This window comes from Kitasatospora sp. NPDC056800 (genome assembly GCF_042789775.1).
In the GTDB taxonomy this organism is placed as follows: Bacteria; Actinomycetota; Actinomycetes; order Streptomycetales; family Streptomycetaceae; genus Kitasatospora.
Genome location: NZ_JBHUAL010000256.1, coordinates 1 through 12,262 on the forward strand (window position 1 = coordinate 1; position 12,262 = coordinate 12,262).

Consider the following 12,262-nt stretch of genomic DNA (forward strand, 5'->3'; position numbering starts at 1 on the left):
GGGTCGACACCCCGGGCTCCCGCCGCGCCATCCGTGCCGGCCGCGTCAGCCGCGGGTGCGGATCACGCCAGGTCGAAGCGGTCCGCGTTCATGACCTTGGCCCAGGCCGCGACGAAGTCCTCGACGAACTTCTCCTTGGCGTCGTCGCTCGCGTACACCTCGGCGACGGCCCGCAGTTCGGCGTTCGAGCCGAAGACCAGGTCGGCGCGGGTGCCGGTCCACTTCACCCGGCCGGACTCGTCCCGGCCCTCGAAGGTGTGCGCGTCCTCCGAGGTGGCCTTCCAACTGGTGCCCAGGTCCAGCAGGTTGACGAAGTAGTCGTTCGTCAGCACACCGGGCGTCCCGGTGAGCACCCCGTGCGCGGACCCGCCGTGGTTGGCGCCCAGCACGCGCAGGCCGCCGACCAGCACGGTCAGCTCGGGGGCGCTGACGCCCAGCAGGTTGGCCTTGTCGAGCAGCAGGTACTCGGCCGGCAGCCGGTTGCCCTTGCCGACCCAGTTGCGGAAGCCGTCCGCCTTGGGCTCCAGCGCGGCGAAGGACTCGGTGTCGGTCAGCTCCTGCGGCGCGTCCACCCGGCCGGGCGCGAACGGCACCTCGACGGCCAGGCCGGCCGCCTTGGCGGCCTGCTCGACGCCGACGCCGCCGGCCAGCACCACCAGGTCCGCGAGCGAGACCTGCTTCTCGCCGGCCTGCGCGTTGAACTCCCGCTGGACGCCCTCCAGGGCGCGCAGCACCGTCGCCAGCCGGTCGGGCTCGTTGACCTCCCAGCCGATCTGCGGCTGGAGCCGGATGCGGCCGCCGTTGGCGCCGCCGCGCTTGTCGCTGGAGCGGAACGAGGAGGCGGCCGCCCAGGCGGTGGAGACCAGCTCGGACACCGACAGGCCAGTGGCGGTGATCCGCCGCTTGAGGTCGGCGACGTCGGCCGCGCCGATCCGCTGGTACGTGACCTCCGGCAGCGGGTCCTGCCAGAGCAGGTGCTCGGCGGGAACCTCCGGGCCGAGGTAGCGGACGACCGGGCCCATGTCGCGGTGGGTCAGCTTGTACCAGGCGCGGGCGAAGGCGTCGGCGAACTCCTCCGGGTTCTCCAGGAAGCGCCGGGAGATCGGCTCGTAGACCGGGTCGAAGCGCAGCGAGAGGTCGGTGGTGAGCATGTTCGGGGCGTGCCGCTTGCCCGGGACGTGCGCGTCCGGCACGGTGCCCTCGCCGCCGCCGTCCTTGGGCTTGTACTGCCAGGCGCCGGCCGGGCTCTTGGTGAGCTCCCACTCGTAGCCGAACAGCGTCTCGAAGAAGCTGTTGTCCCAGGTGATCGGGGTGGCCGTCCAGGTGACCTCCAGACCGCTGGTGATCGCGTCGGCGCCCACGCCGGTGCGGAAGCTGCTCTTCCAGCCGAGGCCCTGCTGCTCCATGGGGGCGGCCTCGGGGTCCGGGCCGACGTTGTCGGCCGGGCCGGCGCCGTGGGTCTTGCCGAAGGTGTGGCCGCCGGCGATCAGCGCGACGGTCTCCTCGTCGTTCATCGCCATCCGGTAGAAGGTCTCGCGGATGTCGCGGGCGGCGGCGAGCGGGTCGGGGTTGCCGTTGGGGCCCTCGGGGTTGACGTAGATCAGGCCCATCTGGACGGCGGCCAGCGGGTTCTCCAGCTGGCGGTCGCCGGTGTAGCGCTCGTCGCCGAGCCAGGTGGTCTCGGGGCCCCAGTAGACGTCCTCGTCCGGCTCCCACTCGTCGACCCGGCCGCCACCGAATCCGAAGGTCCGGAAGCCCATGCCCTCCAGGGCCACGTTGCCGGACAGGATGATCAGGTCGGCCCAGGACAGGGCGCGCCCGTACTTCTTCTTCACCGGCCACAGCAGGCGGCGGGCCTTGTCCAGGCTGGCGTTGTCCGGCCAGCTGTTCAGCGGGGCGAAGCGCTGCTGGCCGCCGCCGGCGCCGCCGCGGCCGTCGCTGATCCGGTAGGTGCCGGCGCTGTGCCAGGCCATCCGGATGATGAAGGGGCCGTAGTAGCCGAAGTCGGCCGGCCACCAGTCCCGCGACGTGGTGAGGGCCTCCTGGATGTCCCGCTTGACGGCCGGGAGGTCGAGGGTCTTGAAGGCCTCGGCGTAGTCGAACTCCGCGCCGAGCGGATTGGCCACGGCGGGATTCTTCGCGAGGATCTTCAGATTGAGCCGTTCCGGCCACCACTGGCGGTTCCCGCCGCCCTGGGTGGGGTGCGGCGCGCGCCCGTGGTTCACCGGGCAGCCCTCCGCGTTCGCCTCTACGCCGGTTGCATCGTGGTTGTCAGACATGGGAATCCTTCCCTCACAAGGCGGATCACGGTGTCTTCATCTGCTACCTAGGCACCTACTGCTGCGGTCTGGCCTGGTGCGCCCCGTGGTGTTCCCGCTCGGCACCGCGCACGGCGGTGACGGGAGTGGTGACGGGAGTCACGTGCTGCTGCTGTCCAGGCTAGCGCCGGAGCCGATCCTACGGTGGACGGAATCCAAGTCAAGAAAGACACCAAGCCCGTATCCGATCGGGATCCGGAGGGCACCGGAAGCGCATTGGTAAACTCCGGTCCTCCCCATTACCTGAATAGGTGAACCGATATGAGTGACCTCCTGGAGCGGCTGCGCGGGCGCGGCTGGCGCCTCACCTCCCAGCGGCGTGTCGTGGCCGAGGTCCTGGACGGCGAGCACGTGCACCTGACCGCCGACGAGGTGCACGCCCGGGCCGCCGAGCGCCTCCCGGAGATCTCCCGGGCGACGGTCTACAACACGCTCGGCGAACTGGTCACCCTGGGTGAGGTCGTCGAGGTCGCCACCGACGGGCGCGCCAAGCGCTACGACCCGAACGCGCACCACCCGCACCAGCACCTGGTCTGCACGGGCTGCGGCGCCATCCGCGACGTCCACCCGCAGGGCGACCCGCTGGCCGACCTGCCGGCCGAGCAGCGCTTCGGGTTCGTCGTGGCGCAGGCGGAGGTCACCTACCGGGGGCTGTGCCCGGACTGCGCGGGCTGACCGCTCCGGCGGCCGTCCGTCCGCCCTGCCCGTACCCGCTGGCCGTACCCGCTGCCCGTACCCGCTGGCCCGCCGTGCACCGATCGGGGGCCGGGATCGCTTAGGGTCGACCAATGGCGAAGTACTTCGACGTGCATCCAGAGTCCCCCCAGCCGCGCACCATCGGCTCCGTGGCCGCCGGCCTCCGCTCCGGGGACCTCATCGCGTACCCGACCGACTCCTGTTTCGCCCTGGGCTGCCAGCTGGACAACCGCGACGGCCTCGAACGGATCCGGTCGATCCGGCGCCTCGACGACCGCCACCACTTCACCCTCATGTGCATGGACTTCGCCCAACTGGGCCAGTTCGTCCACATCGACAACAACGTCTTCCGCGCGATCAAGGCCGCGACGCCGGGCAGCTACACCTTCATCCTCCCCGCCACCAAGGAGGTGCCGCGCCGCCTGCTGCACCCGAAGAAGAAGACGGTCGGCGTCAGGATCCCCGACCACGTCGTCACCAGGGCCCTGCTCGCCGAGCTCGGCGAGCCCCTGGTCTCCAGCACCCTGCTCCTCCCCGGCGAGGACGAGCCGATGACCCAGGGCTGGGAGATCAAGGAGCGGCTCGACCACCAACTGGACGCCGTGCTGGACTCCGGCGACTGCGGCACGGTACCGACGACGGTCGTCGACTTCTCCAGCGGCGAGGCGGAGATCACCCGGCGCGGGGCCGGCGACCCCGAGCGCTTCGAGTGACGCACCGGGCGCACCGGGCACACCGGGCGCATCCGGAGGGCCGCCTCAACCCCACTGGACCCACAGTGACTTGAGCCCGTTCTGGAAGTTGGAGACCAGCCGCCGCGGCGGCCGCCCCGGCACGAGCCGGAGCCCCGGCAGCCGCTCGACCAGGCAGCGCAGGGCCGACCTCAGCTGCAGGCGGGCGAGTTGGGCACCGAGGCAGAAGTGCGGACCGTACCCGAAGCTCACGTGGTCGTTCGGGCTACGGGTGGCGTCGAAGCGGTCCGGGTCGGGGAACACCGCCCCGTCCCGGTTCGCGGAGGCGTGGTAGACCACCACCTTGTCCCCCCGCCGGATAGCCCGTCCGCCCAGCTCCACGTCCCGCGTCGCGGTGCGGCGGAAGCCTTCGGGGACATCCACGGTCCGGGTGGCGCCGTCGGCGGCGAGGCTCGCCCTCCGCCTCGCCGGACACACTGCCATCGCCGCTGGCGTCCGCCACCACGCGCGCAACGCCACCCGTACCCTGGCCATCCTCGGTATCGCATGATCGAACCGGGGACGCACACTGAACGACGACGCCCCTGGGGCCGGGCGCCGACTGGTGCTACTTGCTGGTGCGGATTTCCAGGAGCATGAAATCGCGGCCCTGCGCATCCGCGGTCTCGCCGACAGCCGTCCAGGAGTTCTTGTCGACCGGGAAGGTCTTTTCCTCGGTGCCGGTGGTCATCGCGACCTGCGCGGCGTAATCGTTTCCCTTCACTCCGAAGACCGCAGGGATTTCGAGGCTCAGGTAGCCCTTGTCCCCAGTGACCCGGAAGCAGACCTTCTCGTTCTTGTGGGAGAAGACCTCCATCAATTCAGGTGCGCCCGTGCAGGGAGCGAGGAGGATGTGGCCGTCTCCTCTCTTGAGCTTGATCTTCTGCTCCGCGAGGATTCCGTCGGCATTCGGGTAGGCGAAGTCTTCAACCGCGTACCCGGGGCCTTCATCGGCAACCACCTGCGTCGCGAGCTTATCGGGGCCGCGTTCGCCAGTCGCTCCTCCAGCAACTGCAATCCAGGTCAGAGCGCCTGCACTCAGAGCTGTGACAGTGATCCGCAGAATGGTGCTACGTACCTTCATTTTCGTCCCAGGTGTCGATTCGGTGCATGTGAACGCGCATGAGTGCGCGATGGGAAAGAGAGGCGCGCAGATTTATGGGGTGCGCCTCGGCCAGGTCATAAGGATTCTGCCGGAACGGGAGTGTAGCGACATCATGCCCTGACTGGCGAGCTCCTGAATAGAAGCAGCCAGATGCCGCCAAGCCAAGCGGATATACCGGAACATAGTCGTGCAAACTCCATATTTGGAACGCGACGTGTGCCACTCCGTCGAATGGTTGTGGCAGTTTTGCGAAAATCTGAGGACCAGATCCAGCCATCTTCCGACCGGGACGTCACCTGGGCTCCAGCCAAGGTTTTAACGACGTGTTCGCTTACATAGGGTCAGGCCACCGCCACTCCGACGATACGTCCCGGGCGGGATTCGGCCTCACCCTCGAGGATTCGCAATCAGAGAGGTCCTTCTGTGCAGCAGACTTTTTGGAGCCGGCGCCGTTTCGCCACCGCCCTCGCGGCGAGCGCAGCCGCCGTCTCCACTCCCTGGCTGTTCACCACACCCGCACGAGCAGCCCCCGGCGCCGGCACGGCCGACCCCGCCGGTGACGCCCTGTCCCTTCCGGACACGGACCGCGCCCAGGTCGTCAAGGCCTGGATCCTGGGCGGCCGTTCGGTCAGGGAGGCGGCCTCCTACGCGCTGAGCGGCACTGACCAGGAGATCACCACGTTCCTCACCGAGCAGCTGCCGAAGGCGACGCGGATCGACAACCGTGTCACCGCCTTCACCTACCTCGGCTTCGGAGGCAGGAGCATCCGCAGGGACGTCACCGCCGCCCTCAACGACGGTGACGACGCGATATCGGCCTTCATCAAGGACGGATTCCGCTCCTCGGTCACCGAGGACATGCGGGTCTCGACCCTCTCGGTGATGGCCAACGGCGGAAAGAGCGTCAAGCGCGACGGCAACACCGCGCTCAGCGCCGGAACGGACCAGGCGCTGGAGCAGTTCCTGCTCACCACTCAGTACAGTGCCAGGCTGGAGGACATGCGGGTCGAGATCATCCGCGGCCTCGCTACAGCCGGCCCGGAGCTCAAGAAGTACGCGAACCGGGCCCTGAGCGGGACCGCGGACGACGTGCAGTGGTACCTCGACACCGGCCAGCACATCGCGCGGGCCCGTGACCAGGAAGCAGCCAACATCGGGCAGCTGGTCGCCATCGTCGAGCGTGAGAGCGCACGCGCACGGGAGCAGACCGACCTGGCCGTCGAGGCCTCGGCACGTGCGACGACGGCCGCGGGCAAGGCCAAGGAAAAGGCCGAGACCGCCGCGCTCGAAGCCGAGAAGGCGCGGGACGACGGCCGTCTGGCCGCCGACGCGGCCCGCTCGGCCGCCACCGCCGCCAGCGGCGCCGCGTCCGCCGCCGGGATCGCCATCAATGCCTCCAACGCCGCCATCCAGGCAGCGCAGCGGGCGTCCTGGGCAGCCACCGCGGCCTCGCAAGCGGCAACCGCCGCCGGCTCGGCGGCCACGCGCGCCTACAACGCCGCGATCGCCGCGTCGAAGGACGAGAAGAAGACCGAAGAGGCGAAGAACGCCGCGGTCGCCGCACGCGACGCCGCCGCGAAGGCCTACAACGCGGCCAAGGCGGCCGATGACGCGGCCCTCGCTTCGGACCAGTCCGCCGACGCCGGCCTGGCGGCCGCCGACGCCGCACGCGACGCCGCCGCCGCCGCGAAGGCCTCCGCCCAGGCTGCGAACGCCTCCGGTGCCGCCCAGAACGAGGCGGCCGAAGCCAAGCGCCAGGCCGAGATCGCCTCCTCCGCGGCCAACCAGGCGACCAACGCCGCCTCCACCGCCCGGGCACTCGCCTCCACCGCCGCCCAAGCCGCGCGCACTGCCCATGTCGCGGCCAAATCGGCCGCCGAACACGCCGAGAAGGCCGCCGACGCCGCAGAGGAAGCCGTCAAGTACGCCGGCCAGGCCATCGACTTCGCCAACAGGTCCACCGCCTACGCCGACGAGGCGGTCAAGGCGGCCAACCTCGCGACCCAGGCGATCGCGGACGCGATCGAGGTCGAGAAGAACGCCCGCGCCGCCGAGGCCGCCGCACTGGAGACCGACAGACTGCAAGGTATGAAGGAGGCGGCCCAACTCACCCTGCTGGACCAGAGCGAACGCGCGGCCGCCCTGCACAAGCGCACCCAGGCGCAGCGGACCGCCCAGGCCACCAAGGACCTCATCGCCCGGGCGGAGCAGGCCCTCAGGAACAACGACCTCGCCGCTGCCGCCACCCTCGGCCGACAGGCGGCGACCGCGTTCCTGGATTCCGCGGGCACCTGGAGCCGTCAGGCCGCCCGCTTCGCACTCGCCGGATCCGAGTACGACGTCTACTCCTGGATCGACCTGGACCGCGAGCTCGCCGCCTCCCAGGACGATCGCGAGACCATCCTCTTCATCGCCCAGGTCTCCGAGCCGGCCGTCGCGAGGGCGGCGGTCCAAGCCCTTGCCGGCGGCATCCCCGCGGAAGGCGACTTCAACACCAGCGGCGTCATCAAGTCACGGGCCGAGGACAACAGGGTCAACATCCTCAAGATCCTCAACGAGAGGCCCGGCAAGGCCGTGGTCCAGGCCGCCAACGACGCCCTCAACGCCAACACACCGGAAGCCCTCCAGAAGTTCTTCGACGAGGACCTGACCAACGCCATCAGGGAGGACGACGCCGTCTCCACCATGAAGGTGATCGCCTCCGGCAACGCCTACTCCAAGGCGTACGCCCAGGTCGCCATGGAAGGCCCGGCCTGGATGCGCCGGCGCTTCGTGGATTTCGTCCAGCACCGAGCCGCCCAGCTCGACTACGACTCCCTCAGCCACGCCGCCGCCATGCAAGCGACCATCGCGGCGGCAGCCAAGATCGCCCAGGAGGCGCAGAAGGACGCGGCACTCGCTTCCAAGGTCGCGGCCGAAGCCCGAGATGCGGGGGTCAAGGCCCAGGAGTGGGCCCAGAAAGCACTGGACTCGGCCACGTTGGCCGACGGCTACGCCACCCAGGCCCGCCAGTACGCGAGCGCGGCGGACAAATCCGCCGCCGACGCCCAGGCTTCGGCGGACAAGGCCAAGGACGCCGCCAACACCGCTCAGGGTGCCTCCCGCGCGGCGAACAACTCCGCCAACATCGCCGTCGACGCGGCCCGCAGCGCGCTGGCCTCCTCCTACAGCGCCGCAGCCTCCGCCGCCAGTGCCCACCAGGCCGAGCTCAACGCCGGCCGGGACGCCAAGACCGCTGCCACCGCAGCCGCCGAAGCACGCCAGACCGCGGCCGACAAGCGCACGGCAGAGGTGCAGGAAGCCGCGCGCGTCGCCGCCGAGCAGGCGCAGAGGGACCGCGATGCGAACCGCAATCCCTCCAACACGGCGACCAACGACACGGTCAACCCCAAGGGAACCCAACCCGGCAAGGACGGATCCCAGCCCGGCCAGGACGAATCGCCGAGCAACGCCAAATGGTGGGCTGACACCGCCGACAAGGTGAGCTCGGCCGCAGGACTCCTGGCGGTGGGTTTCGGCGTCGCCTGCGTGTTCTGGCCTGCCGCGCCCGTCCTCGGCAGCATCGCCGCGGTCTGCCTCGGCGTCTCCGTCGTCGCCTCTGGAATCAGCGCGATCGCCTCGGGATTCGAATACGGCTTCGGCAGCAGCCAATTCGCCATGGCCGCCGGGCGCACGGCGCTGCAACTCGTCACCCGTGGCGGCGGAAAGGCCGTCTCCACCGTGGCCAAGCCGGTCGTCAGGACGGTGGAGAAGCTCGCCGACGCCGGCTCCAAGCTCGTCGGCGCCTTCTTCTGACAGGTCCGCCACCGCCTTCCGCTCACCTCCCAGGCGTCGGCTGATCGGCTCGTCCGGCACGGCAGCGTCTCCGGCCGACCCGGGATGAAGTGCCCGCATCCAGCCGCAGCTCACTGATACTCACCCGCTGCCCCCACGGCACGGGCGCCGAGGGAAGTGAGAGCAGGCTCAACCAGTACCGAAACCGTGCCGGACGGTCAGTGACGGATAGCTCCCAAGGCGATTCCCGTAGCCGCACCCGCCGACCCGAACGACGGACGGCGGTGCGGCTCACCTCGTCACGCAGCCCACCACATGGCGCTTGGAACGATCCCCAGCCGAGAGAAGACATGATCTCATCACGCACAAGACGAATACTTCCCGGGCTCCTTCTCGTTTTCAGCCTCACCGCGACCGGCACCGCCGTCGCCGACCAGCACACCCCGTCGGCGCACGTGCCCACGGCGTCCGGCCTCAAGGTGGGCACGGTCGACCCCAGCGGTCCGGACCGCGTTCCCACCCCCGCCAAGACCCGGCCCTTCACGGCGACTTCCGAGGAGAACTGTGAGCCCACGCGCACAGGCTCCAGCGAGCGCGGGGCGGGAGCCGTGCAGGCCTGTGTCACCATGAGCGTCGCGCCGCCGACGCCGGCCGAGCGGCGGTCTCTCGCCGCTGCTCAGCCGACCGCGCTGGCCGCCGCCGACGACGCCACCTGTGCGACGACGACCCCCGGCAACTGGAGCTACGGCCGCTTCGGCTACTGCGTGAACGGCCTGAACGTGCTGTACACGCTCAAGGACGGCAACGGCAAGGAGCTCGGCACCGGCACCCTGACCGTCGCGACCAGTGCCCTCCTGCCCGCCGCGCGCACGACGTGGGACGAGGACATCACGGTGGCCATGACCGGCGCGACCGGGGCGGTCACGTCCCTCAGCGCGAAGTTCAGGGCCGAATGCTCGGCCGGCTGCAAGGTCACCAAGCCCGCCCCCTGGTTCGGCGGGGACCTGGTCAAGGGCCAGTCCGTCAGCGGCAACGTGTCCTACTCCTCCGCCCCCGCCGCCGGAACGTCCGTCGACTTCACGACGTCGTACAAGCTGTACGTGACCTCACCCGGCGCCCAGGCCGTCGACCCGAACGCCTCCTGGAGCAATCCGGAGAAGATCCGGTGCGACGACGACGTCCGGGACACCAGCAGCTCCACCAGCAAGCCCGTTGCCGGCTGCGCCGTCCCCAGCGTCATGCCCATCGTCCGGATGAGCACGTCGACCGAGGGAGCCGCGGCGGCCGGATACCAGTGGGCCCAGAACAACCTCTCCGACGGCTGGGGCCGCAACAAGCCACTGACCCGCGCGAAGAGCGGCATGGCCGACCGCACGAGCCGCACCTGCGAGGGCTCGCAACCCTTCGAGGCCCTACCGGACCTCGTCACCGACGACACCTGTGACGACTTCCCCTTCGGGGCCAGCCATGAAGGGGGAACCGACGGCGCCCAGTGCGCCGAGATCATCCCCAACCCCAGCACCGGAACATGGGACGTCTACCCGCTGCGGAGCGTGACGGGCAGCATGCCGTGCGTGCGCGCCCACGTTCCGGTCGCGGACAGCCAGTCCGCCCGGACGCGGCTCTCCGAGGGCTTCGCCAACCAGCGTGTGGTGGAGGGCGAGCGGTTCGGTCTGGAGGTCACCGGCTCGACCGCCCCGCCTCGGGCCGCCTGCCTTCAGACTCGGCCGACAGGGTCGCTCCCGAATGGCGACGGGTGGAACAGCAACACCACCGAACCGGTCGCGCAGCGCAACAAGGACACCAACCCGCCCGGCCCGGCCGGTACCCGGCCGACCAAGGCCGAAGCCTGTCTGGGGAAGAATCCGGGCAAGGGCACCGCAGCGTCGGGTGACATCACCGGCTGGGAGGACGCACAGGAATTCGCCCGCCCCCTGGCCTCTCCCGGCACCAAGGCTCCGTACGGACTCGCCCGGTGCCACCTGATCGCCAACATCGTCGGCGGAAAGGGCCAAATAAAGGACGGCGGGCAGGACAACCTCGTCCCCTGCTGGCAGTCGGGCATGAACACGGGAACCCCCAGCATGCGGACCTACGAGTACAAGGCTCAGGAACTGGTGAAGGACGCCAACTTCGGGGAGAACGACGCCATCTTCTACGAGGTCACGCCCCACTACGGTGACATCACCAGCACGATCCCCGACGGCGTCACGATGAGCGCGACCGTCCAGCGGGCGGACGGAACGTCGCAGCCGCTGTTCCCCGACGTCTACATCCCCAACACCAAGGGCAATACTGGGTTGTACAACCTCGGCAACTAAATCCGACCGACCAGTGCCATCGGGAGCCAGAATGAGTCGTACCACCCCACCGCGGCCGCTCGACGTCACCGCGCTGTTCCCTCGGCTGGCCCCCCTGGCACGCACGGCGACCCGGTTGCACCCGCACCCCGGATCACCGTCACCGCATGACAGTTCCGTCGGCGGGCCGCTGCTGTGGCCCGCCGACGAGCCCTGGCCGCACTGCGAGGGCCCGCACGTGTGGGACCAGGTCAACACGATCCTCTCACCGCAGGACGTACGGCAGCAGCGCAGCATCCGGGCGGCCGTGGCGAGCCGCCCGAAGGGCATTCCCGAGATGGTCCGGTTCACGCCCGAAGAGCGCGCGATCGACAGCCTGATCAAAGCCGGCCGCCCGTGGCCCGACGGCCCCGTCCCCATGCTTCCCGTCGCCCAGCTGTACACGCGTGACATCCCCCGGCTGCGCCCGCCCGGCACGGCCGAGGCCGATGTGCTCCAGGTGTTGTGGTGCCCCTTCGACCACCCGGAGCACCCCAGGACCGCACTGTTCTGGCGGTCCGCCGCGGCGGTCACCCCAGTTCTCACCGCACATCCCGAGCCGCCTGCGGTCCAGTTCCCCGGCTATGTGCCGCAGCCGTGCCTGCTCTCGCCGGAGGACGTCACCGACTACCCCAACCCCCTGGAGCTGGACGAGGAGGTGCAGCAGCAACTGGCGGAGTGGAGTGCCTGGCAGGCGGCCGGGCCCGCGGTGGACAGCTCCTACGCCATCGCCCCGCAGGAGTTCTACCTGAACAAGCTGTCCCACGCTCCCGGCTGGAAGGTCGGTGGCTGGACCCGTTGGGGCCTGACCGACCCCACCCCCCGCGACTGCGACGCGTGCGGCACCGAGATGGACCCGCTGCTGACCATCTCCTCGGCCGAATGGGATCCCAGCACCGAGAGCTGGATCCCCTACGAGGACCAGTCCCGCTCCACGCAGTCCCTCACCGATCCCGAACCGTGGAACCCGACCATGCTCGACCTCGCCCGCGGCTACGACCTGCAACTCCACGTCTGCCCGGTGTCCCCGGACCATCCGCACCTCGAACTGATCCAGTAGACGCCGAGGAGCCGCGCGGCCTGCGCCGGGTCAAGACCGAAGTGGGCGGGGGTCAGTAGCGACGGCGGCGGGCGGGTGGTTGTTACCCCGAAGAGCGTGCGGCCCAGGGCCGGGGTTGCCTAAAGCTTGTTGCGGAAGTCCGGGTGTGGGCAGGTCGGTGTGTGGTCTGGCCTGATGGTTCATGCGGTTCGGGCGAGGTTGTACATGTGGGCGACGGCCTGCACCGCGTGGTGCGGGCC

At 70.0% G+C, this 12,262-nt stretch carries 8 protein-coding genes; 5 read left to right on the forward strand and 3 right to left on the reverse strand.

The window, feature by feature from the left end:
* Positions 1 to 62: 62 nt before the first annotated feature.
* Complete coding sequence (katG, locus tag ACFRQN_RS36520) at positions 63 to 2,279, reverse strand: catalase/peroxidase HPI (RefSeq protein ID WP_380744843.1); 2,217 nt, start codon at positions 2,277 to 2,279, stop codon at positions 63 to 65.
* 300 nt (positions 2,280 to 2,579) lie between these two features.
* On the opposite strand from katG, the gene ACFRQN_RS36525 reads away from it, so the two are divergent.
* Positions 2,580 to 2,993, forward strand: a complete 414-nt coding sequence (locus ACFRQN_RS36525) for a Fur family transcriptional regulator (protein ID WP_049650746.1) — start codon at positions 2,580 to 2,582, stop codon at positions 2,991 to 2,993.
* A 113-nt stretch (positions 2,994 to 3,106) separates the two neighbouring features.
* Positions 3,107 to 3,727 (forward strand): L-threonylcarbamoyladenylate synthase, encoded by a 621-nt coding sequence (locus ACFRQN_RS36530; protein WP_049650747.1) that lies wholly within the window; start codon positions 3,107 to 3,109, stop codon positions 3,725 to 3,727.
* A gap of 45 nt (positions 3,728 to 3,772) precedes the next feature.
* Here ACFRQN_RS36530 and ACFRQN_RS36535 read toward each other — a convergent pair whose 3' ends face one another.
* Together ACFRQN_RS36535 and ACFRQN_RS36540 are read right to left on the reverse strand one after the other, a co-directional pair.
* Complete coding sequence (locus ACFRQN_RS36535; RefSeq protein WP_380718504.1) at positions 3,773 to 4,129, reverse strand: cytochrome P450; 357 nt, start codon at positions 4,127 to 4,129, stop codon at positions 3,773 to 3,775.
* Between the two features lie 184 nt (positions 4,130 to 4,313).
* A complete protein-coding gene (locus ACFRQN_RS36540) occupies positions 4,314 to 4,829 on the reverse strand; it encodes a hypothetical protein (RefSeq protein ID WP_074002539.1) in 516 nt (171 codons plus the stop codon).
* A 444-nt stretch (positions 4,830 to 5,273) separates the two neighbouring features.
* On the opposite strand from ACFRQN_RS36540, the gene ACFRQN_RS36545 reads away from it, so the two are divergent.
* From ACFRQN_RS36545 to ACFRQN_RS36555, 3 genes are all read left to right on the forward strand, one after another.
* Positions 5,274 to 8,645 carry a hypothetical protein gene (locus ACFRQN_RS36545; protein ID WP_380744845.1) on the forward strand — a complete coding sequence of 1,124 codons (3,372 nt, stop codon included), beginning with the start codon at positions 5,274 to 5,276 and terminating at the stop codon, positions 8,643 to 8,645.
* A 329-nt stretch (positions 8,646 to 8,974) separates the two neighbouring features.
* On the forward strand, positions 8,975 to 10,945 hold the full coding sequence (locus ACFRQN_RS36550) for a DNA/RNA non-specific endonuclease (RefSeq protein ID WP_380744847.1): 1,971 nt from the start codon (positions 8,975 to 8,977) through the stop codon (positions 10,943 to 10,945).
* Positions 10,946 to 10,976: 31 nt separating this feature from the next.
* The gene (locus ACFRQN_RS36555; protein ID WP_074002536.1) at positions 10,977 to 12,023 is read left to right on the forward strand and encodes a hypothetical protein; all 1,047 of its coding nucleotides are present in this window, start codon (positions 10,977 to 10,979) and stop codon (positions 12,021 to 12,023) included.
* Positions 12,024 to 12,262 lie beyond the last annotated feature (239 nt).